The sequence below is a fragment of the Streptomyces sp. URMC 124 genome, assembly GCF_051386455.1.
In the GTDB taxonomy this organism is placed as follows: domain Bacteria; phylum Actinomycetota; class Actinomycetes; order Streptomycetales; family Streptomycetaceae; genus Streptomyces.
Genome location: NZ_JBPQTS010000006.1, coordinates 1 through 25,237 on the forward strand (window position 1 = coordinate 1; position 25,237 = coordinate 25,237).

22 protein-coding genes are annotated in these 25,237 nt (G+C 71.1%); 10 read left to right on the forward strand and 12 right to left on the reverse strand.

Annotated elements, in window-relative coordinates:
• Nucleotides 1–2,186 (reverse strand): transglycosylase domain-containing protein (locus ACSNOG_RS02030; RefSeq protein WP_436750751.1); only part of this gene is annotated, 2,186 nt, incomplete at its 3' end.
• 384 nt (nt 2,187–2,570) lie between these two features.
• On the opposite strand from ACSNOG_RS02030, the gene ACSNOG_RS02035 reads away from it, so the two are divergent.
• Entirely contained in the window at nt 2,571–2,906 is a 336-nt protein-coding gene (locus tag ACSNOG_RS02035) for a WhiB family transcriptional regulator (protein WP_058045538.1), read from the forward strand.
• Nucleotides 2,907–2,934: 28 nt separating this feature from the next.
• On the opposite strand, the gene ACSNOG_RS02040 is transcribed toward ACSNOG_RS02035, so the two are convergent.
• Both ACSNOG_RS02040 and ACSNOG_RS02045 read right to left on the reverse strand, forming a co-directional pair.
• A complete protein-coding gene (locus ACSNOG_RS02040; protein WP_436750752.1) occupies nt 2,935–4,503 on the reverse strand; it encodes an ArsA family ATPase in 1,569 nt (522 codons plus the stop codon).
• Entirely contained in the window at nt 4,500–5,492 is a 993-nt protein-coding gene (locus tag ACSNOG_RS02045) for an ArsA family ATPase (RefSeq protein WP_436750753.1), read from the reverse strand. The genes ACSNOG_RS02040 and ACSNOG_RS02045 overlap by 4 nt, the downstream gene beginning before the upstream one ends.
• 113 nt (nt 5,493–5,605) lie before the next feature.
• Between ACSNOG_RS02045 and ACSNOG_RS02050 the strand changes: the two genes are divergently transcribed.
• The 4 genes from ACSNOG_RS02050 to ACSNOG_RS02065 all read left to right on the forward strand — a co-directional run bounded on the left by ACSNOG_RS02050 (nt 5,606) and on the right by ACSNOG_RS02065 (nt 8,189).
• Nucleotides 5,606–5,764 (forward strand): DUF4177 domain-containing protein, encoded by a 159-nt coding sequence (locus ACSNOG_RS02050; protein ID WP_086785308.1) that lies wholly within the window; start codon nt 5,606–5,608, stop codon nt 5,762–5,764.
• Nucleotides 5,761–6,225 carry a RidA family protein gene (locus ACSNOG_RS02055; protein ID WP_436750754.1) on the forward strand — a complete coding sequence of 155 codons (465 nt, stop codon included), beginning with the start codon at nt 5,761–5,763 and terminating at the stop codon, nt 6,223–6,225. Before ACSNOG_RS02050 ends, ACSNOG_RS02055 begins: the two co-directional genes overlap by 4 nt.
• 243 nt (nt 6,226–6,468) lie before the next feature.
• Entirely contained in the window at nt 6,469–7,359 is an 891-nt protein-coding gene (locus tag ACSNOG_RS02060; RefSeq protein ID WP_436750755.1) for an NUDIX hydrolase, read from the forward strand.
• Nucleotides 7,356–8,189 (forward strand): MBL fold metallo-hydrolase, encoded by an 834-nt coding sequence (locus ACSNOG_RS02065; RefSeq protein WP_436750756.1) that lies wholly within the window; start codon nt 7,356–7,358, stop codon nt 8,187–8,189. Before ACSNOG_RS02060 ends, ACSNOG_RS02065 begins: the two co-directional genes overlap by 4 nt.
• A gap of 181 nt (nt 8,190–8,370) precedes the next feature.
• Here ACSNOG_RS02065 and ACSNOG_RS02070 read toward each other — a convergent pair whose 3' ends face one another.
• On the reverse strand, nt 8,371–9,045 hold the full coding sequence (locus ACSNOG_RS02070; protein ID WP_030367278.1) for a Crp/Fnr family transcriptional regulator: 675 nt from the start codon (nt 9,043–9,045) through the stop codon (nt 8,371–8,373).
• A 250-nt stretch (nt 9,046–9,295) separates the two neighbouring features.
• Here ACSNOG_RS02070 and nth point away from each other — a divergent pair, with 250 nt between their 5' ends.
• From nth to ACSNOG_RS02085, 3 genes are all read left to right on the forward strand, one after another.
• Nucleotides 9,296–10,195: an endonuclease III gene (nth, locus tag ACSNOG_RS02075; RefSeq protein WP_436750757.1), complete on the forward strand. Its 900-nt coding sequence runs from the start codon at nt 9,296–9,298 to the stop codon at nt 10,193–10,195.
• Nucleotides 10,192–10,875 (forward strand): NUDIX hydrolase, encoded by a 684-nt coding sequence (locus ACSNOG_RS02080; protein ID WP_436750758.1) that lies wholly within the window; start codon nt 10,192–10,194, stop codon nt 10,873–10,875. The genes nth and ACSNOG_RS02080 overlap by 4 nt, the downstream gene beginning before the upstream one ends.
• An 82-nt stretch (nt 10,876–10,957) precedes the next feature.
• Entirely contained in the window at nt 10,958–12,157 is a 1,200-nt protein-coding gene (locus tag ACSNOG_RS02085; protein ID WP_436750759.1) for a MarP family serine protease, read from the forward strand.
• Between the two features lie 90 nt (nt 12,158–12,247).
• Here ACSNOG_RS02085 and ACSNOG_RS02090 read toward each other — a convergent pair whose 3' ends face one another.
• The 6 genes from ACSNOG_RS02090 to ACSNOG_RS02115 form a co-directional block, all read right to left on the reverse strand.
• Complete coding sequence (locus tag ACSNOG_RS02090; protein ID WP_436750760.1) at nt 12,248–12,460, reverse strand: hypothetical protein; 213 nt, start codon at nt 12,458–12,460, stop codon at nt 12,248–12,250.
• 153 nt (nt 12,461–12,613) lie between these two features.
• Nucleotides 12,614–13,645 carry an alpha/beta fold hydrolase gene (locus ACSNOG_RS02095; protein ID WP_436750761.1) on the reverse strand — a complete coding sequence of 344 codons (1,032 nt, stop codon included), beginning with the start codon at nt 13,643–13,645 and terminating at the stop codon, nt 12,614–12,616.
• On the reverse strand, nt 13,642–14,109 hold the full coding sequence (locus ACSNOG_RS02100; protein WP_436750762.1) for a phage holin family protein: 468 nt from the start codon (nt 14,107–14,109) through the stop codon (nt 13,642–13,644). Before ACSNOG_RS02100 ends, ACSNOG_RS02095 begins: the two co-directional genes overlap by 4 nt.
• 66 nt (nt 14,110–14,175) lie before the next feature.
• Nucleotides 14,176–15,573 carry a Na+/H+ antiporter NhaA gene (nhaA, locus tag ACSNOG_RS02105; RefSeq protein ID WP_436750763.1) on the reverse strand — a complete coding sequence of 466 codons (1,398 nt, stop codon included), beginning with the start codon at nt 15,571–15,573 and terminating at the stop codon, nt 14,176–14,178.
• A gap of 190 nt (nt 15,574–15,763) precedes the next feature.
• Nucleotides 15,764–17,806, reverse strand: a complete 2,043-nt coding sequence (gene acs / locus ACSNOG_RS02110; protein ID WP_436750764.1) for an acetate--CoA ligase — start codon at nt 17,804–17,806, stop codon at nt 15,764–15,766.
• Nucleotides 17,807–17,899: 93 nt separating this feature from the next.
• On the reverse strand, nt 17,900–20,251 hold the full coding sequence (locus ACSNOG_RS02115) for a bifunctional SulP family inorganic anion transporter/carbonic anhydrase (RefSeq protein WP_436750765.1): 2,352 nt from the start codon (nt 20,249–20,251) through the stop codon (nt 17,900–17,902).
• Between the two features lie 285 nt (nt 20,252–20,536).
• On the opposite strand from ACSNOG_RS02115, the gene ACSNOG_RS02120 reads away from it, so the two are divergent.
• Nucleotides 20,537–21,766: a hypothetical protein gene (locus tag ACSNOG_RS02120; RefSeq protein WP_436750766.1), complete on the forward strand. Its 1,230-nt coding sequence runs from the start codon at nt 20,537–20,539 to the stop codon at nt 21,764–21,766.
• Here ACSNOG_RS02120 and ACSNOG_RS02125 read toward each other — a convergent pair.
• Complete coding sequence (locus tag ACSNOG_RS02125; RefSeq protein ID WP_436750767.1) at nt 21,747–22,736, reverse strand: ATP-binding protein; 990 nt, start codon at nt 22,734–22,736, stop codon at nt 21,747–21,749. The two genes, ACSNOG_RS02120 and ACSNOG_RS02125, sit on opposite strands and share 20 nt — an antisense overlap.
• Before the next feature lie 101 nt (nt 22,737–22,837).
• On the opposite strand from ACSNOG_RS02125, the gene ACSNOG_RS02130 reads away from it, so the two are divergent.
• Nucleotides 22,838–23,659, forward strand: coding sequence for an oxidoreductase (locus ACSNOG_RS02130; protein WP_436750768.1), 822 nt, complete (start codon nt 22,838–22,840; stop codon nt 23,657–23,659).
• Nucleotides 23,660–23,967: 308 nt separating this feature from the next.
• Here ACSNOG_RS02130 and ACSNOG_RS02135 read toward each other — a convergent pair whose 3' ends face one another.
• Nucleotides 23,968–24,819 (reverse strand): HAD family hydrolase, encoded by an 852-nt coding sequence (locus ACSNOG_RS02135; RefSeq protein WP_436750769.1) that lies wholly within the window; start codon nt 24,817–24,819, stop codon nt 23,968–23,970.
• Nucleotides 24,820–25,237: the final 418 nt, after the last annotated feature.

A 25,237-nucleotide genomic window follows, 5' to 3' on the forward strand; every position in this document is an offset into this window, starting at 1 on the left:
CGCCCGGTGGTGCCACCGGTCTTGCCGGTGCCGCCCGGCTTGCTGTTTCCGCCGCCCTGCTTGTTGCCGCCGGTGCCCGGCTTGGTCTTGCGCCCGCCGCCGCTGCCCTTGCCGCCGTCGCCGCGCTCGCCACCGCCGACCGCCACGGTGTCGAAGGTCGGGGCCTCCTTGCCCTCCAGGGCGCCCGCCATCGCGTCGCGCCAGATCGGGCCGGGGGTGTCGCCGCCGTAGACCTTGTCGTGGTACTGGCCGCCGATGGTGATGTTCTCCATCTCGACGTCCTTGCCCGGGCCGCCGACCCAGACCGCACCGGCCATGTTCGGCGTGTATCCGACGAACCAGGCGGCCTTGCGGCCGTCCGTCGTACCGGTCTTGCCCGCGCTGTCGCGGCCGTCCAGACCGGCCTCCTTGCCCGTACCGTCCTCGACGACGCCCTTGAGGAGCGTGTTGACCGTGTCGGCGGTCTGCTCGGACATCGCTCGCGAGCACTTGCTCTTCGGCACCGGCAGGCTCTTGCCGTTCGGGCCGGTGGCCGCGTTGATCAGGACGGGCGTGCAGTACGTGCCGCCGTTGGCGAAGGCCGCGTAGGCGGCGGCCATGGTGAGCGGGGACATGCCCTGCGTGCCGAGCGCGATCGACGGCACCTGGTCCATGTCGGCGCCGGAGGCCGGCTTGAGGCCGAGCTTGGCCGCCATCTTCGTCACCGGGCAGGTGCCGATGTCACCGATCATCTGGATGAAGTAGGTGTTGACCGACTTGGCGGTCGCCTCCCGCATCCCGTACGGGCCGACCTCGCTCCGGTTCTCGTTGCTGACGGTCTCCCCGCCGGAGTTCTTCCAGGTGCCCGTGCACGTGTCCACGGTGTCCGGGTAGGGCATCTGGTAGGGCGACGAGTACGACTTGTTGGGCGAGATGCCCTCTTCCAGGGCGGCTGCCGCCAGGATCGGCTTGAAGGTGGAGCCGGTCTGGAAGCCGTAGTTCGACCCGCCCCGGTTCTTGTCGGCCGAGAGGTTGATCTGCGTCTGGTGGTCGCCGAAGCCGTACGGGCGCGACTGGCCCATGCCGAGCACCTTGCCGGTGCCGGGCTGCACTATCGAGATCGCGGTGGCCACCGGGTCCGACTGGTAGACGTGGTCGGTGATCGACTTCTGGACCGACTTCTGCGTCTGCGGGTCGAGGGTGGTGCGGATCGTCATGCCGCCCTCGTTCCACCGCTTGGCGCGCGCTTCCTTGGTCTTGCCGAAGACCGGGTCCTTGAGGAAGACCTCGCGGACGTAGTCGCAGAAGAAGCCCGCACCGCTGACGGCGGTGATGCAGCCGCTCTTGGGCCGGGTGACCTTCAGCTTGAGGGGCTCGGCCTTGGCGGCCGCGGCCTCCTCGGGGGTCACGACCTTGAGCTCGGCCATGCGCTGCAGCACGGTGTTGCGGCGCTTGGTGGCCTCGTTCGGGGCGTTGACGGGGTCGTAGCGGCTCGGCGACTGCACGATGCCGGCCAGCATCGCCGACTCGGCCAGGGTGAGGTCCTTCGCGCGCTTGCTGAAGTAGCGCTGGGAGGCGGCCTCGACGCCGTAGGACTGCTGCCCGAAGAAGGTGATGTTCAGGTAGTTGTTGAGGATCCGGTCCTTGCCGAGCTCCTTCTCCACCTGAATGGCGTACTTCAGCTCCTTGACCTTGCGGCCGAGGGTCTGCTGCGTGGCGACGGCGACCTTGTCGGGGTCGTCGCCGGCCTCCTCCACGAAGATGTTCTTGATGTACTGCTGGGTGAGCGTGGAGGCGCCCTCGGAGACGCCGCCCGACTGTGCGTTCTTGTTGACCGCGCGGAGGACGCCCTTGAGGTCGATTGCGCCGTGCTCGTAGAAGCGCGCGTCCTCGATGGCGACGATCGCCTTCCGCATGTACGGGGAGATCTCGTTCAGCGGTACGACCGTACGGTCTCTGGAGTAGACCTTGGCGATTTCACCGCCCTCGGCGTCCAGGATTGTGGTGCGCTGGCTGAGCGGTGGGGTCTTCATACTGGCCGGGATCTCGTCGAACCCTTCGACCGACTCTTTGGCCACCAGGCCGAAAGCCCCGACGGCAGGCAGGGCCAGGCCCGCCAGAACCGCTCCGGAGAGCACGCTGACACCGAGGAATTTGGCGGCCATCCGGGTCCTGTTGGACCCCTCGCCCGAGCGCTTCTTACCCATGGAGGGAAGCCTACGTTCTCATTCGGCGGACAGACGCCCGTGTGTTCGCCTACGCTGTTTCACGCCAGTCACTGCGGTGTGATTCAGCATCATCTCCACTCTCACTCTTGTGGGTGATGAGAGGTGTCCGTATTGCCGTCGGTGTCACCCTCTGGGTTATGCGACCCGGGTGACGTGCCCCGATATGACGGGTTAGTCGGTAATGTCGTCCGCTCACTCCGTTGGGTGATCTGCCGCGTACGCATAGTCCGTTCGGGCCATCCAAGATTGGGCCCGAAGGGGGTGTTGCCCCCTGCCCGCCTTCCGTAACGTCCTCAACTGGCAACGGTGAATATGCCGCTGCCGCCGTGGGGGAGCCCCGATTCGGGAGAGGACGGCGCCAGCATGGGCTGGGTAACCGACTGGAGTGCGCAGGCAGCCTGCCGCACTACCGATCCGGATGAACTATTCGTTCAGGGCGCTGCACAGAACAGGGCCAAGGCGGTATGCACCGGATGCCCGGTGCGCACGGAGTGTCTGGCGGATGCGCTGGACAACCGCGTCGAGTTCGGCGTGTGGGGCGGGATGACCGAGCGCGAGCGCAGGGCGCTGCTGCGGCGCAGGCCGACGGTCACCTCCTGGCGCAGGCTCCTGGAGACCGCCCGCACGGAATACGAGCGCGGGGCGGGCATCCTCTCCCTGGGCGACGACGAGTACGGCGACTACGCCGCCGTCGGGTAGGACCCCGGGCAGGACCCGGGCAGGGCCATTACTCCGCGTCGGCGCCCGCAGCGGCCGGGGCGTCCACGGGGGCGGTGGCAGCGGGCTGGGCGGCGAGGCGCTCGCCGATCTCCCGCAGTCCCGCCAAGTCGTGCACATCACCGGGCAGGGCGGCCACTTCCGCCACCGCGACCTCGGGGTGCAGAGCGGTGAAGCGGTCACGCGTGCGCCGCTCGCGGGCCAGCACCTGCATGCGCTCGGCGTGCAGCCTCAGCAGACCGGCCGCGGTCTTCGACGCGTCGTCCGCTGCTGAAGACGTCGACGGCGTTGAAGACGGTGAAGACGTTGAAGCCGCCGAAGCGGTTGACGGTGTTGAAGGCGCTGAAGCTGAAGCTGCTGTGCCCGGATCGGTGTCCGGATCTCCTGAGGACGCAGGCTGGGGGAGGCCGCTCTCGGGAGGGGACGGGACCGTGGGAGCGCCGGTTCCTGCGACGCGGGCGGTACGTGAGCCAGCTTGCCCGCTCTCACGATCCACAATGCCGCCGTCGGCAAGATTTTCCGATGTTCCTTCCGGGGGCGCTTCCGGAGCCTCCGCCGACCGCTCCGGAAGCCGTTCCGTAAGGCCCTCCGCAAGCCCCTCCGCCAGGGACTCGGCCGCGGCGAGCGCCCGGTCCGCCGGGAGCTGACCGGCCGCACTGCCATGTACCCGGTTGAGGACGAGCCCGGCCAGCGGCATCCGTTCCGCGGCCAGCCGCTCCACGAAGTACGCCGCCTCGCGCAGGGCGTCCCGCTCCGGCGCCGCGACGACGAGGAAGGCCGTACCGGGTGCCTGCAGCAGGCGGTATGTGGCATCCGCGCGCGTGCGGAAGCCGCCGAACATGGTGTCCATGGCTGCCACGAACGTCTGGACGTCCCGCAGGAGCTGGGCCCCCATCAGCTTGTTCAGCGGCCCGCTCATCACCGACATGCCGACGCCCAGGAACTTCATCCCGGCCCGCCCGCCGAGTTTCGCCGGCGCCACCAGCAGCTTGATGAGCTTGCCGTCCAGGAACGACCCGAGGCGCCCCGGAGCGTCCAGGAAGTCGAGCGCGGAGCGGCTCGGCGGGGTGTCCACGACGATCAGGTCCCACTCGTCGCCTGAGCGCAGCTGGCCGAGCTTCTCCATGGCCATGTACTCCTGCGTGCCCGCGAAGCCGGCCGACAGGGACTGGTAGAAGGGGTTCTCGAGGATCGCCCGGGCGCGCTCCTTGTCGGAGTGGGCCTCCACGATCTCGTCGAAGGTCCGCTTCATGTCGAGCATCATGGCGTGCAGCTCGCCACCGGCGGACGCGTCGATGCCGGGCACCCGGCGGGGCACGTTGTCGAGCTCCTCGATGCCCATCGACTGCGCCAGCCTGCGCGCCGGGTCGATCGTCAGAACGACGACCTTCCGGCCGCGCTCCGCCGCCCGCAGGCCGAGGGCCGCCGCAGTGGTCGTCTTGCCGACGCCGCCGGAACCGCAGCACACGACGATGCGCGTGCGGGGATCGTCCAGGACGGGGTCGACGGCCAGGACGGACGCGGCGTCGATGCCCTTCCGCTGGGCCGGCACCGGTGCGGTCGACGGGTGTGCGGTCAACGGGCCACTCCTTGCTTCCGCAGTTCGCGCGCCATGCGGTACAGGCCCGCCAGGTCGACGCCGTCGCCGAGCAGTTCCAGTTCGTACGTGGGGAGGCCGAGCTCCGCAATGCCGGCGCGGCCGCGGTGCTCCAGGGCGAGCCGCTCGACGTGCTCGCGGGCCTCGGCCAGCAGCGGATCGACGAGCTGCTCGGCAAGACCGGGATGGCGTGCGCCGCCGAAGCCGGTGCGTTCCAGGGAGTGCGCCAGGGCCTGCGCCACGGCGGCCCGCTGACCGTTCGCCGCGGCCTCCACGGCCGCGGCGTCCAGGATCTCCGGCCGCACCATGTTGATGACGACGCCGCCCACGGGGAGGTTCGCCGCGCGGAGCTCCGCGATGCCGTCGCACGTCTCCTGGACGGGCATCTCCTCCAGCAGCGTCACGAAGTGCACGGCCGTCTCGGGCGACTTGAGCACCCGCATGACCGCCTGCGCCTGGTTGTGGATCGGGCCGATCCGGGCGAGGCCGGCCACCTCGTCGTTCACGTTGAGGAAGCGGGTGATGCGACCGGTGGGCGGAGCGTCCATGACGACGTGGTCGTAGACGAAGCGGCCCGTGCGGTCCTTGCGCCGCACCGCCTCGCAGGCCTTGCCGGTGAGCAGGACGTCGCGCAGCCCGGGCGCGATGGTTGTCGCAAAATCGATGGCGCCGAGCTTCCTGAGCGCCCGGCCGGCGCTGCCGAGCTTGTAGAACATCTGGAGGTAGTCGAGGAGCGCCCGCTCCGCGTCGATGGCCAGGGCGAACACCTCGCCCCCGCCCGGAGCCACCGCGATCTTGCGCTCCTCGTAGGGCAGCGCCTCCGTCTCGAACAGCTGGGCGATGCCCTGCCGGCCTTCCACCTCCACCAGGAGAGTGCGTTTGCCCTCGGCGGCGAGGGCAAGCGCGAGTGCCGCGGCGACCGTGGTCTTGCCGGTTCCGCCCTTGCCGCTGACGACATGGAGCCTGCTCATGATTCGGAGCCTAATTCCTTTCCGGCGGCCCCGTGGCGGCAGGTGGCGACATGAGGACGCCCGCGCGGACGGGCCCGGCCGAGGCTGTCGGCGCGAGGCATTACAGTCGGCCTATGACCAAATGGGAATACGCCACCGTGCCGCTGCTCGTGCACGCGACCAAGCAGATCCTGGACACCTGGGGCGAGGACGGCTGGGAGCTCGTCCAGGTCGTCCCGGGGCCGAACAACCCCGAGCAGCTGGTGGCCTACCTCAAGCGGCCGAAGCCGTGAGCGCCGTCGAGAGCCGGCTCGCCGAGCTCGGGCTGACCCTGCCGGACGTCGTGCCGCCGCTCGCCGCCTACCAGCCGGCCGTGCGCTCCGGGGCGTACGTGTACACGGCGGGTCAGCTGCCCATGGTCAAGGGCTCCATCCCCCTGACGGGCAAGGTCGGCGCCGAGGTCAGCGCCGAGCAGGCCAAGGAGCTCGCGGCGACCTGCGCGCTCAACGCCCTGGCCGCCGTCAAGTCGGTGATCGGCGATCTCGACCGGATCGTGCGCGTGGTGAAGGTCGTCGGCTTCATCGCCTCCGCCCCCGATTTCACCGCCCAGCCGGGTGTCCTCAACGGCGCCAGCGAGCTGCTCGGCGAGGTCCTCGGCGAGAAGGGCGTGCACGCCCGCTCGGCCGTGGGCGTCGCGGTGCTGCCGCTGGACGCGCCGGTCGAGGTCGAGTTCGTGGTCGAGGTCCGGGACTGAGACGGCACTGAGACGGGACCGATCCGGAACCGTTTCCGGTCTGACGGGGTCTGACGGGCTCCGGTGGAGTCTGACCGGTCCTGATCCGGTGGGATCCGGTCTGATCGGGTCGGACTCGGGGTTTCGGACCGGCCCAGGTGCTGCGAGGGCCCGGCCCCGCCTGCCCCGGTCCGCTGCCCCGCCCCGGTCCGCCGTGGGCCTCGTCCCCTCGAACATCCGCGCGTGAGCGCATAGCATCCGGCCATGTCGACTTCGAACGGCCAGTGGTACCCGCCGGAGTGGCCGGACCGGATCAGAGCGCTCACGCGCGGGGAGCTGCACCCCGTGAGCCCCCGCCGCGCCGCGACCGTCCTGCTGCTGCGCGACGGAGCCGGCGGCCCCGCCGTCCACATGCTGCGCAGACGCGCCTCCATGGCCTTCGCCGGAGGCGCGTACGCGTATCCGGGCGGCTCCGTCGACCCGCGCGACGAGCGGGGAGACGTGCCCTGGGCCGGACCGCCCCCCGCCGAGTGGGCCCGTAGCCTGGGCGTGGACGCCGCCTCCGCCCGGGCCATCGTGTGCGCCGCGGTCCGGGAGACCTTCGAGGAGGCCGGGGTGCTGCTGGCCGGGCCCACCCCCGGCACGGTCGTCGCGGACACCACGGGCCCCGAGTGGGAGGCCGAGAGAGCCGCCCTCGTCAGCCGCGAACTGTCGTTCGCCGACTTCCTCGTGCGGCGCGGCCTGCTGCTGCGCAGCGACCTCCTGGGCGGCTGGGCGCGCTGGATCACGCCCGAGTTCGAACCGCGCCGCTACGACACCTGGTTCTTCGTCGCCGCGCTCCCCGAGGGGCAGCGCACCCGCAACGCCTCCACGGAGGCTGACCGCACGGTGTGGATCCGCCCCGCCGATGCGGCCGACGGCTTCGACCGCGGCGAACTGCTGATGATGCCGCCCACCATCTCCACGCTGCGCGAGTTGCGCCCCTACGAGAGCGCTGCCGCAGCGCTGGCCGCCGCGCGTGACAGGGATCTCACCCCCGTCCTGGCCCGGGCGCGGCTCGACGGGGAGGAGATCGTGCTGAGCTGGCCCGGACACGACGAATTCACCCGGCGCGTCGCCGGCAAACCCTCGGGACCTTCGGAGGCCGACCGATGACATCCGCGACCGAACTCCCCGGCCGCCCGCGCGCGGGGGCCATCGGCGGCCCCGCGACCGCCCGGGCGACCTGCGTCCTGGCGCCCAACCCCTCCGCAATGACGCTCGACGGCACCAACACCTGGATCGTCGCCGAACCGGACTCCGACCTCGCCGTCGTCATCGACCCCGGGCCGCTGGACGACACCCACCTGCAGGCCGTCATCTCGACCGCCGAGGCGGCCGGGAAGCGCGTCGCCCTCACGTTGCTGACCCACGGCCACCCCGACCACTTCGACGGCGCCGCGCGCTTCGCCGAGCTGACCGGCACGCACGTACGGGCCCTGGACCCGGCGCTGCGCCTGGGCGGCGAGGGCCTCGGCATCGGCGACGTCGTCACCACCGGCGGACTGGAGCTGCACGTGCTCTCCACGCCCGGGCACACCGCCGACTCGCTGTGCTTCCACCTCCCCGCCGACCGGGCGCTGTTCACGGGCGACACGGTGCTGGGCCGCGGCACGACGGTAGTCGCCCACCCGGAGGGGCGGCTCGGCGACTACCTCGACTCCCTGCGCCGGCTGCGCGCGCTCGCCGTGGAGGAGGGCGTGGAGACGATCCTCCCCGGGCACGGCCCGGTCCTCGACGACGCGCGCGGCGCCGTCGACTTCTACCTGGTGCACCGGGCGAAGCGGCTCGCCCAGGTGGAGACCGCCGTGGAGAACGGCTACCGCTCGGCCTCGGAGGTGGTCGCCCACGTCTACGCGGACGTCGACCGCTCCCTGTGGCCGGCCGCGGAGCTGTCCGTACGGGCGCAGCTGGAGTACCTGGGCGAGCACGGGCTGATCCAGTGAGGGGCTCTCTTCGCCGCTGTGGCGCCGCGTGCGCATGACGGCCACGGTGGCGTGACGAGGGCATGCCGAAGGCCCCTGCCGTTCCCGGCAGGGGCCTTCCGAGCTTGTGGGCGCGCCTGAGGGCGCTCCCGTGGCGCCGTGCGCCCGGGGCGTGCGGCCTGCACGCCCCGCACGGCTTGCGTCAGCGGGAGCGCTTCGCGAGCCGCTCCACGTCCAGGAGGATCACCGCACGGGCCTCCAGGCGCAGCCAGCCGCGGCCGGCGAAGTCGGCGAGGGCCTTGTTGACCGTTTCGCGGGAGGCGCCGACGAGCTGGGCCAGCTCCTCCTGGGTGAGGTCGTGCACCACGTGGATGCCCTCCTCGGACTGCACGCCGAAGCGGCGCGACAGGTCCAGCAGGGCCTTGGCGACGCGGCCGGGGACGTCCGAGAAGACGAGGTCCGACATCGAGTCGTTGGTGCGGCGCAGCCGGCGGGCGACGGCGCGCAGCAGTGCGGTGGCCACCTCCGGGCGGGCGTTGAGCCAGGGCTGCAGGTCGCCGTGGCCGAGGCCGAGCAGCTTGACCTCGGTGAGGGCGGTGGCGGTGGCGGTGCGCGGCCCGGGGTCGAAGAGCGACAGCTCTCCGATGAGCTCGCCGGGGCCCAGGACGGCCAGCATGTTCTCGCGGCCGTCGGGGGAGGTGCGGTGCAGCTTCACCTTGCCCTCGGTCACCACGTAGAGGCGGTCGCCGGGGTCCCCTTCGTGGAACAGGGCGTCGCCCCTTGCGAGGGTGGCCTCGCCCATGGAGGCGCGCAGCTCAGCGGCCTGCTCGTCATCGAGCGCCGCGAAAAGCGGGGCGCGCCGCAGAACGTCGTCCACGAGTTCTCTCCTTGTCGACATGCACAGAGGACCGTGGTCCCCATGATGCCCGTCGGTAAAACTGTGTGATCAAACACAAGTGTCGCGCATCGTCGCCCGAAGCCCTACGGCAGGGGTCCGATTGGGCTGTGGTTTTCCTGCGTGAGGGCCGGATGTCAGTGGCGGGGCTTAGTCTGGCCGGGTGTCCAATACGCCGGTGAGAGCACAGGGCAAGGGGGCTGGAAGGGTGACTCCGCCTCGTAATTCCGCTGTGGGCGAACGTGCGCCTACGGGGGCGGCGAAAGTCGCAAGCAAGGACAAAAAGGAAAGCGGAGAGACATCTTCCGCATCACCCGCATCTTCGGCAAAGGTAGCGAAGCCGGGCTCCAAGGCCTCCGCCAAGCCGGAGTCCCGTACCGCTCTCGTCCGCCGCGCCCGCCGCATCAACCGCGAGCTCGCCGAGGTCTACCCCTACGCCCACCCCGAGCTCGACTTCGAGAATCCCTTCGAGCTCCTGGTCGCCACGGTCCTCTCCGCCCAGACGACGGACCTGCGCGTCAACCAGACCACCCCGGCCCTCTTCGCCGCCTACCCCACGCCGGAGGACATGGCGGCCGCCGACCCCGAGGCGCTGGAGCAGCTCATCCGGCCCACGGGCTTCTTCCGCGCCAAGGCCAAGTCGCTCATCGGCCTGTCCACCGCGATCCGCGACCGCTTCGGCGGAGAGGTGCCCGGCCGCATAGAGGATCTCGTCAGTCTCCCCGGCGTCGGCCGCAAAACCGCCCACGTGGTCCTCGGCAATGCCTTCGGCCGCCCGGGAATCACCGTGGACACCCACTTCGGCCGGCTCGTGCGCCGCTGGAAGTGGACCGAAGCCACCGACCCCGAGAAGGTCGAGGCGGAGATCTGCGCGCTCTTCCCCAAGAGCGAGTGGACCATGCTCTCGCACCGCGTCATCTTCCACGGCCGGCGCATCTGCCACTCCCGCCGGCCGGCCTGCGGTGCGTGCCCGATCGCTCCGCTGTGCCCCGCGTACGGAGAGGGCGAGACGGACCCCGAGAAGGCAGCCAAGCTCCTGAAGTACGAGAAGGGCGGCAAGCCCGGTCAGCGGCTCAAGCCCCCGCCCGACTACCCGGGCCTGCCGGCCCCGCCGCTGGGAGGAGACGCATGACGAGCACGTACGGCCGAGGGGCCGCCGTCACCGCCGAGGGGCTGCCCGGGTGGCTGGAGCCGGTGGCGCGCGCCTCGGAGACGATCGAGCCCCACCAGCTCAGCCGTTTCCTGCCGCCGGAGACGGGCGGCAGGCAGTCCGCCGTGCTCGTCCTCTTCGGCGACGGCCCCGAGGGCCCCGAGCTGCTCCTCCTGGAGCGGGCCGGGACGCTGCGCTCGCACGCCGGGCAGCCGTCGTTCCCCGGCGGCGCCCTCGACCCGGAGGACGGCGACCCTGCCTCAGGCGGGCTGGTGCGGGCCGCCCTGCGCGAGGCGGAGGAGGAGACCGGGCTCGACCCGTCGGGCGTCCAGATCTTCGGCGTCCTGCCCCAGCTGTACATCCCGGTGAGCGGCTTCGTCGTCACCCCCGTCCTCGGCTGGTGGCGCGAGCCGACCCCGGTCAAGCCGGTCGACAAGGCGGAGACGGCCCGGGTCTTCACCGTCCCGGTGGCCCGCCTGACCGACCCGGAGAACAGGGCCACCGCGATGCACCCGAGCGGCCACACCGGCCCGGCCTTCCTGGTCGAGGACGCCCTCGTGTGGGGCTTCACCGCGGGCGTGATCGACCGGATCCTGCACTACGCCGGATGGGAGCGCCCCTGGGACCGCGAACGGCAGGTCCCGCTGGACTGGCGGGCCTGAGGGGCATGAGACGGTGATCCCGGCCCCCGCCGTCCCCCCGGGCCGGCGACACCGCAGACGACATCATTGCGAGGCATACCCGGTGAACGTGCTGGACATCGTGCTGCTGGTCGCCGCCGTGTGGTTCGCCGTCGTCGGCTACCGCCAGGGCTTCGTGGTCGGTGTGCTGTCGGTGATCGGGTTCCTCGGCGGTGGCCTCGTGGCGGTCTATCTGCTCCCCGTCATCTGGGACAGCGCCACCGGCGAGGCCACTCCCGGCACTGCCGCCGCCATAGCGGCCGTCGTCATCGTCATCGTGTGCGCCTCCGTCGGCCAGGCCGCCACCACCCACTTGGGCAACAAGCTCCGCCGCCACATCACCTGGTCCCCGGCCCGTGCCCTGGACGCCACGGGCGGCGCGCTCGTCAACGTCCTGGCGATGCTGCTGGTGGCCTGGCTGATCGGCTCCGCCCTCGCCGGCACCTCCCTGCCCACGCTGGGCAAGGAGGTCCGCAACTCCAAGGTGCTGCTCGGCGTCGCCCGCGTGGTGCCCCCGCAGGCCAACACCTGGTTCGCCGACTTCAGCACCGTCCTCGCGCAGAACGGTTTCCCGCAGGTCTTCGCGCCCTTCTCCACCGAGCCCATCACCAACGTGCCCGCCCCCGACCCCGCCCTCGCGGGCAGCCCCGTGGCCACGGAGGCCCAGCGCAGCATCGTCAAGGTCGTCGGCACGGCACCCAGCTGCGGCAAGGTCCTGGAGGGCACCGGCTTCGTCTTCGCCCCGCAGCGGGTGATGACCAACGCCCACGTCGTCGGCGGCGTCGACGAGCCCACCGTCCAGGTCGGCGGCCAGGGCCGGCAGTACGAGGCGAAGGTCGTCCTCTACGACTGGAAGCGCGACATCGCCGTGCTCGACGTGCCGGACCTGGAAGCGCCCGAGCTGCGGTTCGCCGAGACGGACGCGGAGAGCGGCAAGGGCGCCATCGTGGCCGGCTTCCCGGAGAACGGCTCCTACGACGTGCGCGCCGCGCGCGTCCGCAGCCGCGTCCAGGCGAACGGCCCGGACATCTACCGCCGTGGCAACGTCCGCCGCGACGTGTACTCGCTCTACACGATCGTCCGCCAGGGCAATTCCGGCGGGCCCCTGCTCACACCGGACGGCCGGGTCTACGGGGTGGTCTTCGCCAAGTCCCTCGACGACGCCGAGACGGGCTACGCCCTGACGGCCGACGAGGTCCGTGGCGACGCCACCAGCGGCCGCCGGGCGACCGAGCGGGTCAACACCCAGGGCTGCGCCCTCTGAGGCGCTCCTGCAGGCCCTCCCGGGGGCCTGCAGGAGCCCGTGCACCGGCCGGTCGATGCGCACCGGCCGGGCGGTCGGCGGTGCGAGCGGTCAGCGACTGCGCGGGTGATGGCGCAGCCGCGCCGACACCCAGCGGGCGCGGCGGCGGATGATGCGCGGAATGCCGATGCGCGGATCGTGCTCGGCGGCCGGCCGGTGCTCACCCCTTCCGGCCCTCTCCGGCAGCTCGCTCACGATCAGCGCGGCGTCGCCCTCGGCGCCCCGCTCCTGCGTCACGTCACGGTAGTCGTGCGTCCAGCCCATACCGTGCTCTGTGCCCGGGCCGAAAGGTCGGTAATCGCCCGGGGGTCCCTCAGTTGGCCTATGCGTCGGGCAATTGGCCGTTCGAAGAACGGACGTTCCTGCCCGCTGTGCGGTGCGGGCCCCCGCGGAGGGGGGCGGCCTTCCGGCCGTCCGCTAGCGGTCCGGTTCGGGGTCCTTGAGCCAGTTCACGAGCTCAGTCGAGAACGCGACCGGATCCTCCTCGTGGGGGAAGTGACCCAGGCCGTCGAACAGCCGCCAGCGGTAGGGCGCCTCCACGTACTCGCCGGAGCCCGCCGCGCTGCGCGTGCGCATCACCGGATCGAGGGAACCGTGCAGATGCAGCGTGGGCACCCGCACGGGCCGCTTCATGCGCCGGTTGAACTGGATGCCGTCCGGCCGCGCCATCGACCGCACCATCCAGCGGTACGGCTCGATCGAGCAGTGCGCCGTCGAGGGGATCGTCATGGCCCGCCGGTAGGTGTCCACGGCCTCGTCCTCCGGCTGACGCGGCCCCGACCACTCCCGCATCAGACGTCCCACCAGTGCCGCGTCGTCGGCGACCAGCCGCCGCTCCGGGATCCACGGCCGCTGGAAGCCCCAGATGTGGCTGCCGGCCGAGCTCTGCTTGGGGTCGGCGAGCATCGCCGAGCGCCAGCGGCGCGGGTGCGGCATGGAGGAGACCGCGAGCCTGCGCACCAGCTTGGGCCGCATCACGGCCGCCGTCCACGCCAGGTAGCCGCCGAGGTCGTGGCCGACCAGCGCGGCGTCCGGCTCGCCCAGGGAGCGGATCACGCCGGTGATGTCGAGGGCGAGGTTGGCCGGGTCGTAGCCCCGCGGCGTACGGTCGCTGCCGCCCACCCCGCGCAGGTCCATGGCCACGGCCCGGAACCCTGCCTCGGCAAGCGCGGGCAGCTGGTGCCGCCACGTCCACCAGAACTGGGGGAAGCCGTGCAGCAGCAGGACCAGCGGCCCGTCGCCCATCTCGGCGATGTGGAACCGCGCGCCGTTCGCCGCGACGTCCCGGTGGGCCCAGGGCCCCTCGGGACGTACGACCGAGGTGGCGGAACCACCCGGGACGCCGGTCGGAGCCGGCCCCGGCAGGGCCGGGCCCGCCGGGACGGCCGGGGAGGCCGGGGTGGCGGGGTCGGGTGACGCGGGCGCTGCGGGGGTCTCGGGCACCGTCATACGGTCGAGCGTGTCACAGATGCGTCGGCGGGGCTCGTGTCGGTGAGCGGACGGGGATGCGGCTTGACGGTGCCCAGCACCGCGGCGGTCTGCTTCGCCGAGGCGATGCTCTTCTCCGGCTTGCTGACCTTCTTGAACTTGGTCACGGCCAGCAGCCCCAGCAGCGCCGCGATCAGCAGGAACGCACCGCCGACGATCAGGAAGGACCAGGCGAGGCCGAGACCGAGGTTGTGGATGCCGTACGCGGCCGCGAAGCTCAGCACGGGCAGCGAGAAGAGCGCGAGCGTCCCGGCCGCGGCGATCGCACCACCGCCGATGCCGACCCGCTTGACGTCCTGCCGCAGCTCGGCCTTGGCCAGTGCGATCTCGTCGTGCACCAGCGCGGACAGCTCGGTGGTGGCCGTAGCCACCAGCTGGCCGAGAGTGCGGTTCGCACCGTTCGCACCGTCGTCGGCTGCGCTCATCGGCTGCTCCCTCATCTTCGTCGCCACGTCATCCGCGGGCTTTCGGCGGATGTAAAGACTCTCAGATCATGCCGGACCGTCGTCACGGGTGGTGTGCCCGGAGGCGACTTCGGCCAGCCGGCGGTGCTCCGCGGCCTTCGCCTCCAGGATCGCCGCCATCCGCAGGTGGTAGGCCGGGTTGTCCTGTTCGTAGACGTCGGGGATGCCGTCCTGGTCGTCGTCACGGTCCTCGTCCGCACACAGCTTCTTGTACTTGTTGTCGCGCAGCTTGAGCAGAACGCTCGCCACGACCGCGGCGATCAGCGATCCGACGAGCACGGCAGCCTTGATCTCGTCGGCGAGCACCGGGTCGGTGCCGAAGGCCAGCTCGCCGATCAGCAGCGAGACGGTGAAGCCGATGCCCGCGAGCGAGGCGACGGCCAGCACGTCGGGCCACTTCAGGTCCGGATTGAGCTCGGCCCGGGTGAAGCGGGCCGCGAGCCACGTCCCGCCGAACACGCCGACCGCCTTGCCGACCACCAGGCCGAGCACCACACCCAGCGTCTCGGGCTTGGTGAAGACGTCCGACAGCGCGCCGCCGGAGACCACCACGCCCGCCGAGAACAGCGCGAAGAGCGGCACTGCCAGGCCCGCCGAGAGCGGGCGCACGAGATGCTCGATGTGCTCGCCGGGGGAGTGGTGCTCGCCCTCGCGGCGGTGGCAGCGCAGCATCAGGCCCATCGCCACGCCCGCGATGGTGGCGTGGACGCCGCTGTTGTACATCAGGGCCCAGTTGACGACCGCCAGCGGCACGTAGACGTACCAGCCGCGGACGCCCTTGCGCAGCAGGAGCCAGAAGACGGCCAGGCCCAGCACGGCGAAGCCGAGGGCGGCGAAGTTCAGGTTCGAGGTGAAGAAGACCGCGATGATCAGGATCGCGAACAGGTCGTCGACGACGGCGAGGGTGAGCAGGAACGCGCGCAGCGCCGAGGGCAGCGCCGTGCCGATGACGGCCAGGACGGCAAGGGCGAAGGCGATGTCGGTGGCGGTCGGCACCGCCCAGCCGGCCGTGGAACCGTTCCCGCTGGTGGCGACCGTGACGTAGACGATCGCGGGCATGGCCATGCCGCAGATCGCGGCGACGACGGGAAGCACCGCCGCCTTGGGATCGCGCAGCTCCCCGGCGACCAGCTCGCGCTTGAGCTCGATGCCCGCGACGAAGAAGAAGACGGCGAGCAGCCCGTCGGCGGCCCAGTGCTGGACGGAGAGGTTCAGCCCCAGCGAGCCCGGACCGAAGTGGAAGTCGCGCACGGTCTCGTAGCTGCCGCGCAGCGGGGTGTTCGCCCAGATCAGCGCGGCCACTGCGGCGGCGAGCAGGAGCACGCCGCCCACGGTCTCGGTACGCAGGGCGTCGGCGAGGAAATTCCGCTCGGGCAGCGGCAACCGGCCGAGGAAGACGGAGCGGCGGTTCTTGGGCGCGGCCACGGCGGGGGACCTCCAGGGTCGTCGGGTACACGTGTGCTGTGTGCCGACCAGACTTCCCGGCGCGCCTCTGATTCTTGTCGCATTTTTTACGCGACCACTCCTCACCTTAACCGGAACGAGTGAACCGAAACGAGCGAAAGGGGGCCCGGCAGCTGCCGGGCCCCCTTTCCGGGGTTCCTCGCTCCTCCGGTCAGTCCTCGCTGGACGCCGCGGGGAGCTGTGACTGGATGAGATCCATGACGGAGGAGTCGGTCAGGGTGGTGACGTCGCCGAGGGTGCGGTTCTCCGCCACGTCGCGCAGGAGACGGCGCATGATCTTGCCCGAGCGGGTCTTGGGCAGCTCGGCGACGGGGAGGATCCGCTTGGGCTTGGCGATCGGGCCGAGCTGCTTGGCGACATGCGCCCGCAACTCCTCGACCAGCCCCTCCTCGCCGGCGTCGGCGCCGCCGCGCAGGATGACGAAGGCGCAGATCGCCTGGGTGGTCTGCGGGTCGGTCGCGCCGACGACCGCCGCCTCGGCGACCTTCGGGTGCGAGACGAGGGCCGACTCGACCTCGGTAGTGGAGATGTTGTGCCCGGAGACGAGCATGACGTCGTCGACGCGACCGAGCAGCCAGATGTCGCCGTCGTCGTCCTTCTTGGCGCCGTCGCCCGCGAAGTACTTGCCCTCGAAGCGGGACCAGTAGGTGTCGAGGTAGCGCTGGTCGTCGCCCCAGATGGTGCGGAGCATCGACGGCCACGGCTCGGTGAGGACGAGATAGCCGCCGGCGCCGTCGGGCACCTCACGGGCCTCGTCGTCCACGACCGTGGCCGCGATGCCGGGGAGCGGGACCTGCGCCGAGCCGGGCTTGGTCTCGGTGACGCCGGGCAGCGGGCTGATCATCATGCTGCCCGTCTCCGTCTGCCACCAGGTGTCGACCACCGGGGTGCGGTCGGCGCCGATGTGCTTGCGGTACCAGACCCAGGCCTCGGGATTGATGGGCTCGCCGACCGAGCCGAGGATGCGCAGGCTGCTCAGGTCGAACTTGGCGGGGATGTCGTCGCCCCACTTCATGGCGGCGCGGATCGCGGTCGGCGCGGTGTAGAGGATCGTGACGCCGTACTTCTGGACGATCTCCCACCAGCGGCCCTGGTGCGGGCTGTCGGGCGTGCCCTCGTAGAGGACTTCGGTGGCGCCGTTGCTGAGGGGGCCGTAGACGATGTACGAGTGGCCGGTGACCCAGCCGACGTCGGCGGTGCACCAGAAGACGTCCGACTCGGGCTTGAGGTCGAAGACGGCGTGGTGGGTGTACGACGCCTGGGTGAGATAGCCGCCGGTCGTGTGCAGGATGCCCTTCGGCTTCCCCGTGGTGCCGGAGGTGTAGAGGATGAAGAGCGGGTGCTCGGCGTCGAAGGCCTGCGGCGTGTGCTGCTCGGGCTGGCGGTCGACGAGGTCGTGCCACCACACGTCACGGCCCTCGGTCCAGCCGATGCCCTCCTGACCGGTGCGCCGGACGACGAGGACGCTGCGGACGTTCTCCGTGCCGGGGCGGGTGAGGGCCTCGTCCACCGCGGGCTTCAGGGCGGAGGGCTTGCCGCGGCGGTAGCCGCCGTCGGCGGTGATGACGACGCGGGCGTCGGCGTCGTTGATGCGCGTGGCAAGGGCGTCGGCGGAGAAGCCGCCGAAGACCAGGGAGTGCGGGGCGCCGATGCGGGCGCAGGCGAGCATCGCCACGACCGCCTCGGGGATCATCGGCAGGTAGATGGCGACGCGGTCGCCCGCCCGGACGCCCAGCTCGGTGAGGGCGTGCGCGGCCTTGGAGACCTCGCGCTGGAGGTCGGCGTAGGTGATGGTGCGGGTGTCGCCCGGCTCGCCCTCGAAGTGCAGCGCGACGCGGTCGCCCAGGCCGTTCTCCACGTGGCGGTCGACGCAGTTGTACGCGACGTTGAGCTTGCCGTCGGCGAACCACTTGGCGAACGGGGGGTTCGACCAGTCGAGGGTCTCGGTCGGCTCGGTCTCCCAGCTCAGGCGGCGGGCCTGAGCGGCCCAGAAGCCCAGCCGGTCAGCCTTCGCCTGCTCGTACGCCTCCGCGGTGACGTTGGCACTCGCGGCCAGGTCTGCAGGCGGTGCGAAGCGGCGCTCCTCCTTCAGGAGGTTGGCCAGGCTCTCGTTGCTCACGACATCTCCCTTTCCCAGGGTGCCCGTTGGGTGACCGTGCTGTGCCCGGTGGGTGCCCGTAGTGTCCCGGGGCATAGCTCACCAGCCCGGGGCACACCCTGACAAGGGCTGTTGATAAAAATTGGTTTAGACCTGTAGAAAGATCGCGAGGGCGAACGAACCCAGCGGTCAGACGGCGTCGAGAACCTCCGGGCGTACGGCCGCGAAGGTGCGCGAGGCCGCGTCCAGCACATAGGCCTGGGCCTCGGCCACGTGGAAGTACATGCCGTGGAGCTGGAGCGATCCCTCGGCCACCCGGCGGGCGACGCAGTCGTGGGCCATCAGGTGATCGAGCTGCTGCATCACGTTGACGAGCGCGAGCCGCTCGAGGGCATCCGCCACCGGACGATCCGCCATCGCCACCTCGCCGCGGCCGAGCCGCCCGATCCGCTGCATCCTGGCCAGGCTCGGACGGCCGTGCCGCAGCCAGCGCACGAGCGGCGTCTGCGGGTCCGCGGGGGCCTTGCCGCCGGATCCCGTGCCGCCGCCGCTCCGGCCCGCGCCACTGCGGCCTGCGGTGCTCGGGCCGGCCGAGTCGAGCAGCGCCTGCATCGCGCCGCACCCCGAGTGCCCGCAGACGGTGATGCTGCCGACCTTCAGCACCTCGACCGCGTACTCCACTGCGGCGCCGACGGAGTCGCAGGAGCCGTCGGTGGCGGGCGGCGGGATCAGATTGCCCACGTTGCGCACGGTGAACAGGTCGCCCGGCCCGCTGGAGGTGATCATGCTGGTGACCAGCCGCGAGTCGGCGCAGGTGAGGAAGAGCTGCGTCGGGCACTGGCCCTCGCGGGCCAGGCGCGCCAGCTCGTCCCGTACGAGGGGGGCGGTGTTGCGCTGGAAGGCACTCACGCCGCCCAGAAGCTGCTGCCCGCCGCCCGGCGCGGGGGCGTCCGCCGGAAGGGCCGGCCGGGTGCAGTGGTGATTGCGCCAGGGCGTCCAGGGGCGGCACGCGTGCGTGCTGACCGGCTCGGCGATCGGCCGCCCGCCGCGCCCCCTGAGGGTGACCCATCCGCCCCGCGCGCGATGGGCATTGGTCCACGACTGCAGGGTGTCGTACGCGGTGTGATCCATGAAGGAGCCGCCCAGTTCGACGACCACCACGGCCCCCGCCGGGATCTGGGTGAGCGCTCGGCTCAGCCGCGGGACGGCCAGGAACGTCAATTGCCCGCTGACGCGGACCACGTGGCCCGCGCCCTCCTGCTCCACGGTGATGCGGGTGTAGGCGAGCCTGCGCAGGGAGAGGAACGCCGTGACCACGATGCCTACGGCCACTCCCTGAAGGACGCCGAACAGGACCACGGCGCCGAGCGTGGACGCGTACATGGGGAACTCGCGGTGCCGCTGGACGTGCTTGATGTGTGCGAAGCTCACCATCTTCACTCCCACCACCATCACCAGAGCGGCCAGGGCCGCCAGCGGGATCAGCTCCAGGACCGTTGTGAGCAGGCCGGCGCAGAGGAGCACCCACAGCCCGTGCAGCACGGTGGACTTGCGGGAGGCGGCGCCCGCCTCCACGTTCGCCGATCCGCGGATCGCGCCGCCGGCGATCGGCAGACCGCCCAGGAGCCCGGAGACGACATTGGCGGCCCCTTGGCCCGCGAGCTCGCGGTCGAGGTCGGCCGGGCCCTCCTGCATCCCCGCGCGCTCGGCACGCAGCCGGTCCACCGCCACGGCGGACAGCAGGGATTCCATGCTCGCCACGAGCGTCACCGTCAGCACGGCCGCGAAGACGCCCAGCACCGGCCCGTCCGGCAGGGCGGGCAGCGCCTGCAGCCGCCACTCGGGCAGGGAGACCCGGGGCACGGACATGCCGGTGCTCGCTCCGGTGGCGGCGGCAATGGCGGCGAGGGGGGCGGGGACCGTGCGCAGCCACAGCCCGGCTCGGCCCGGCAGCCGGGGCCAGGCGACCAGCACGGCCACGGTGACCGCCCCGACCAGCAGGGCTGAGGGGTGCGGATGGCCGAGCTCCGACGGGAGCGCTGCCAGGTTCTCCAGGGCGGAGCTGTTGGGGGTGTCGCCCAGGACGACATGGAGCTGGCCGAGCGCGATCGTGACACCGATGCCGGCGAGCACGCCGTGCACGATCGCCGGGCTGACGGCCAGGGCGCCGCGCGCGACCCGTGCGGTGCCGAGGGCGAGTTGCATCAGGCCCGCGAGGGCCGTGATCGCGCAAGTGGCCCGCCAGCCGTACCGCCCGACGAGCTCGGCGGTCACCACGACCAGGCCCGTCGCGGCACCGCTGACCTGGAGCGGCGCGCCTCCCAGAACCCCCGCCACGATGCCGCCGACCGCCGCCGCCACCAGCCCGGCCTGGAGCGGGGCTCCCGTGGCCAGTGCGATGCCCAGGGAGAGCGGCACGGCGATGAGGAAGATCACCAGGGAAGCGGAGAGGTCCCGGCGCCAGGTGGACGGGTCGGGGGGTTGCGGGCCGCTGCTGCCGGCTGCCGGCGGGCGGTGTGTCGATGGTGGCTGAGGCTGCATGGTCGTTCCCGTCGTCGTCGGGCGGCACGGATGCGGTGAAGACGCGGCCGTCGTCACGGCGCGCAGCGGCAGGAGCGGCTGCGGTGGCGGGGGTTAACTCAACTCTCGGTAAACGAATCGTAATGGAGAGTAAAGAGCCGTGGAAAGGATGACGGGTCGAATAAAGACGCGGTTCCGTCTATCGAGTGAATTCGTCATTTCATCTGCTTGTCACTTCTGCGTGTTGGCTCCCCCCGTGCGACGTTGAGGTGCCGAATCGGGCAGCAGCGAAGGCAGAGGTGGCTGATGGCCGCTGGATGGAAAGTGGCGCTGGGCGCTCTGACGGCCCTCGCCCTGGCGACAGGTTCGGCCGGCTGCTCGGGCGATGCGGAGCCCGGAGCGCTGCGCGGTTCGGTGGACCCGGAAGCCGCCCGGCGGCCCGTTCGCCTCATCGGCGACGGATCCACCGCGGACACGGGCCCCCAGCCCGGCCAACCCGCCCCCGACCGGCTGCAGCCCGGCCACAGGCCCCCGCAGTTCGTCGTCTTCTCCTGGGACGGCGCGGGTGAGGACGGGCAGCACCTGTTCTCGCACTTCCGCAGGGTCGGCAAGAAGTACCACGCCACGATGACGTACTTCCTCAGCGGCGTGTACATGCTTCCCACCGGGAAACGGCGCGTCTACGCACCCCCCAGGCACCGGCCCGGCGCCTCGGACATCGGCTTCAACTCCGTCAAGGGAGTCAAGGACACCGTCGAGCAGCTCCGCGGTGCATGGCTGGACGGCAACGAGATCGGCACGCACTTCAACGGGCACTTCTGCGGGCCCGACCGGGGCGTCGGCACCTGGTCGCCCAAGGAGTGGAGGAGCGAGATCCGCCAGGCGCGGTCCTTCGTCCGGCGATGGAAGACCAACGCCGGGCTGAAGGAGGAGGATCCGCTGCCGTTCGACTACACCAAGGAGCTCGTCGGCGGCCGCGCCCCGTGCCTCGAAGGCCAGCGCAACCTCATCAAGGCCGCACGGACCATGGGCTTCCGCTACGACGCGAGCTCCGTGGGCGGACGCCAGGTCTGGCCCCGCAAGATCGAGGGCCTCTGGGACTTCCCGCTGCAGGACATCCCGGTCCCGGGGCGGGGCTTCGAGACCCTCTCGATGGACTACAACTTCCTTGCCAACCAGTCCGGAACGACCAGGGGCAGCCGGGCCCTGCACCGCGCCTGGGGCAAGCAGATGCGTGACGGTCTGCTCGCAGGATTCCGCCGTGCCTACCGCGGCAACAGGGCGCCGTTCTTCATCGGGGACCACTTCGAGTCCTGGAACGGCGGCACCTATATGCGCGCGGTCGAGAGCACCATCAAGACCGTCTGCACGAAGGAGGAGGTGCGCTGCGTGTCCTTCAAACAACTGGCCGACTGGCTCGATGCGCAGGACAGCAGGCTCCTCACGGCGCTGCGCACGCTCGACGTGGGCAAGGCGCCCAAGGGCGGCTGGGAACGCTTCCCCGCCGCCCAGCGGGTCAGGCGGGCTGCGGGGTAGTCGCCCAGCGCTCGTCCAGGACGAAGGCGGGGTCGACCTGAGCCGCCAGGTCGGCGCCCGTCTTCGCGTTGCCCCAGCTCTCCGCGTTCTTCAGGTGGAAGTGCACCATCTGGCGGGTGTAGCGCTGCCAGTCCCGCAGCTCGTACGAGCCGTCCGCCGTCTCGCGCAGGGTCCGCAGCGCCTGGTGGTTGTGCTCTTCGAGCAGGCCGAAGCGGGGCGGCCGGCCCTTCTCCATCGCCCGCACCCAGTCGGAGTGGCCGAAGGTCACCAGCAGGTCATCGCCCACCTCCTCGCGCAGGAAGTCGACGTCGTCCGGGCCCTGCACCTTGTTGCCCACGACCTTCAGGCAGATGCCGAAGTCGCGTGCGTACTCCTTGTACTGCCGGTAGACGGACACGCCCTTGCGGGTGGGCTCGGCGACCAGGAACGTCATGTCGAAGCGGGTGAACATGCCCGAGGCGAAGGAGTCGCTTCCGGCCGTCATGTCGACCACGACGTACTCGCCGGAGCCGTCCACCAGGTGGTTGAGACACAGCTCGACCGCCCCGACCTTGGAGTGGTAGCAGGCCACACCGAGATCGGATTCGGTGAAGGGCCCCGTCACCATCAGCCGCACGGCGCAGCCGTCGAGCTCGACGGGCCGGGCGCACGCGTCGAAGACCGGGTTGCCCTCACCGATCCGCAGCAGGCGCGAGCCCTCGCCGGGGGGCGTCGTCTTGATCATGGTCTCGGCGGAGGTGATGCGCGGGTTGCTGCCGCGCAGATAGTTCTTGATCAGGGGAAGCTGCGCGCCCATCGCGGGCAGTGCGGAGGTCTCTTCCTCGTCCAGGCCGAGCGCCGCGCCGAGGTGCTGGTTGATATCGGCGTCCACCGCGACGACGGGGGCGCGGTCGGCGGCGAGGTGGCGGATGAACAGCGAGGACAGCGTGGTCTTGCCGCTGCCGCCCTTCCCTACGAAAGCGATCTTCATGTTCACCAAGCGTAGGTGTGAGGGTGCACGGAGTGAGAGCTGCGCGTGAAGAAGACCACTCGTTCGAGGGGTGTAGACCCGAAGTGCGTACTGTCTTACGCATGAGTACGACTGCCGATCCGCTCGCCGCCCTGGCCACGCTCCCCGGCGTGGCCGACTCCGTGGACTCCGTGCGCAAAGCCGTGGACCGCGTCTACGGACACCGGGTGATGCGCCGCCGCAGCAACGAGATCACCTCCGAGGCCGCGCTGCGCGGCGCGCGCGGCTCGGCCGCGCTGTCCGGTGCCGACTGGGCGCTCGAAGAGGTGCGTCGCCGCACCGACTTCGGCGTCGAGGGCGAGGCGAGGACCGTGGGTGCGGCCCTGCGGCTGACCGCGGAGGCCGGACAGCTGCTGAGCGTGTGGCGGCAGTCCCCGCTGCGGGTGCTGGCCAGGCTGCACCTGGTGGCCGCGGGCGGGACGCAGGCGGACGAGACGGTGGGCCGGCCCCGGCTGGCCGGCGAGCCGGTCGACGAACCGCTGGTCCGGCTGGCGGTGCCCAGCGCGTCGGAGGTGGCCGGGCGGCTCGAGGGCCTGGCCGGGCTGCTCCTTGCGGGGACCGAGGCGCCCGCGCTGGTCACGGCGGCCGTGGTGCACGGCGAGCTGCTCGCCCTGCGCCCCTTCGGTTCGCACAACGGGCTGGTAGCCCGGACGGCCGAGCGGATCGTGCTGGTCGGCAGTGGCCTCGACCCCAAGTCGATCTGCCCGGCCGAGATGGGCCACGCCGAACTCGGCGCCGAGGCGTATCTGGCGGCGCTCGACGGATACGCCTCCGGGACGCCGGAGGGTGTCGGGGCCTGGATCGCGCACTGCGGCCGCGCGGTCGAGCTGGGCGTGCGGGAGAGCACGGCGGTGTGCGAGGCGCTTCAGCGCGGGGCCGCTTGAGCGGCGGATGACCCCGGACAGGGTTGCGGCGGTACCGGTCAATTCCGGTACCGCCGCTGGCATGTTCGCCGGGTTACCATGCGTGCACGAAGGTTGCCCATCAGGTCGGGAACTTCGCCCGTCACCTGGTGCGGCTGGCCCGTAATCGACGGGTCTGCGTCGCGTGGGTGCCCGACGTTCATGCTTCGGTCCGTGGGGCCGTGGTGCGTGAAGGGCGTCCTCCCGGATGTCCCTGGTCTCGCGGGCCGTTAAGTCCTTTCTACTCCTGTCACCGCCGAAGTGGAAGGCCGGGGCTCAGATCTCTGGTTTTAGTGCTGAACCTGGGCAAGGCGGACACCCGTTTCGCGGCGCCTGCCGGCCAGCCAGACGAGGCCCGCCGTGGCTGCGGCGGCGCCGACCGCGGCCGCGGCGACGAGAGCGGGACGCGAGGGCATCGACAGGGCGGGTACCCGCTGCTTGAGCCGCACCGGGCGGTCGAAGGTGAGAACCGGCCAGTCGCGGGCCGCGGCTTCGCGGCGCAGGGCCCGGTCGGGGTTGACCGCGTGGGGGTGGCCGACGGTCTCCAGCATGGGGATGTCGGTGACGGAGTCGCTGTAGGCGTAGCAGCGCGAGAGGTCGTACCCCTCGGAGTCGGCGAGCTCCTTGATGGCCTCGGCCTTGGTGGGGCCGTAGGCGTAGTACTCCACTTCACCGGTGAAGGCACCGTTCTCGACGACCATGCGGGTGGCGACCACGCGGTCGGCGCCCAGCAGTTCGCCGATGGGCTCGACGACCTCGGCGCCCGAGGTGCTGACAATCACCACGTCGCGGCCGGCGGTGTGGTGTGCTTCGATGAGGGAGGCGGCTTCGTCGTAAATGATCGGGTCGATGAGTTCGTGCAGGGTCTCGGCGACGATCTCGCGGACCAGCTGGACATTCCAGCCCCTGCAGAGCGCCGAGAGATACTCGCGCATCCGCTCCATCTGATCGTGATCGGCTCCGCCGGCGAGGAAGACGAACTGTGCGTACGCGGTGCGCAGCACCGCACGCCGGTTGATCAAGCCACCTTGGTAGAACGACTTGCTGAAGGTGAGCGTGCTCGACTTCGCAATGACCGTCTTGTCCAGATCAAAGAACGCGGCTGTCCGGGGCAACGAGTGGTTTTCCACGGTGCCGAGCATAGGCGCCCTCCATTCGGCGTAAGCTGAGGCGTGTGGGTTTGCCTGAGAAGGCTCTCGGGTACACCATGGAAGTCACGGATCGTTCGCGACCGTGTCTAACCCGGTCCGACTCCTCCCCCCCCGAGTCGGCCGTGGGGACGACCCCCGCTCTCCCCCCCGGCGGGGGTCGTCGCATGTCCGGATGCCTTTTGTAGGGCCCCCACCGGCATTCCTCCTTCCCGCGCCGCCCGGTCGGCGGCTGCCTGCCTCCCTTCATACACGCTACGCAGCGTAATCGGTGGGCTGCTCTCCGGAAGTCACCGGTATAGGTGACCGGGATATTCACAGCGGTTGAGTTGTCCACAGTTTTTGACCAAGATCCACATTATTTTCCAGTTCCCTGCACGGTGATTCCCCGCGCTCTTCCGCGATGTCCGCG

Bases quoted from the DNA above. Each gene is read 5' to 3' on its own strand.
- ACSNOG_RS02095 (WP_436750761.1), bottom strand. From the start codon at position 13,645: ATGACGGTGCCCGAGACCCCCGCAGCGCCCGCGTCACCCGACCCCGCC.
- ACSNOG_RS02120 (WP_436750766.1), top strand. From the start codon at position 20,537: ATGGCCGCTGGATGGAAAGTGGCGCTGGGCGCTCTGACGGCCCTCGCC.
- ACSNOG_RS02090 (WP_436750760.1), bottom strand. From the start codon at position 12,460: ATGGGCTGGACGCACGACTACCGTGACGTGACGCAGGAGCGGGGCGCC.
- ACSNOG_RS02050 (WP_086785308.1), top strand. From the start codon at position 5,606: ATGACCAAATGGGAATACGCCACCGTGCCGCTGCTCGTGCACGCGACC.
- ACSNOG_RS02045 (WP_436750753.1), bottom strand. From the start codon at position 5,492: ATGAGCAGGCTCCATGTCGTCAGCGGCAAGGGCGGAACCGGCAAGACC.
- ACSNOG_RS02125 (WP_436750767.1), bottom strand. From the start codon at position 22,736: ATGAAGATCGCTTTCGTAGGGAAGGGCGGCAGCGGCAAGACCACGCTG.
- ACSNOG_RS02060 (WP_436750755.1), top strand. From the start codon at position 6,469: ATGTCGACTTCGAACGGCCAGTGGTACCCGCCGGAGTGGCCGGACCGG.
- ACSNOG_RS02080 (WP_436750758.1), top strand. From the start codon at position 10,192: ATGACGAGCACGTACGGCCGAGGGGCCGCCGTCACCGCCGAGGGGCTG.
- ACSNOG_RS02135 (WP_436750769.1), bottom strand. From the start codon at position 24,819: ATGCTCGGCACCGTGGAAAACCACTCGTTGCCCCGGACAGCCGCGTTC.
- ACSNOG_RS02065 (WP_436750756.1), top strand. From the start codon at position 7,356: ATGACATCCGCGACCGAACTCCCCGGCCGCCCGCGCGCGGGGGCCATC.
- ACSNOG_RS02035 (WP_058045538.1), top strand. From the start codon at position 2,571: ATGGGCTGGGTAACCGACTGGAGTGCGCAGGCAGCCTGCCGCACTACC.
- ACSNOG_RS02100 (WP_436750762.1), bottom strand. From the start codon at position 14,109: ATGAGCGCAGCCGACGACGGTGCGAACGGTGCGAACCGCACTCTCGGC.
- ACSNOG_RS02115 (WP_436750765.1), bottom strand. From the start codon at position 20,251: ATGCAGCCTCAGCCACCATCGACACACCGCCCGCCGGCAGCCGGCAGC.
- acs (WP_436750764.1), bottom strand. From the start codon at position 17,806: ATGCCCCGGGACACTACGGGCACCCACCGGGCACAGCACGGTCACCCA.
- ACSNOG_RS02130 (WP_436750768.1), top strand. From the start codon at position 22,838: ATGAGTACGACTGCCGATCCGCTCGCCGCCCTGGCCACGCTCCCCGGC.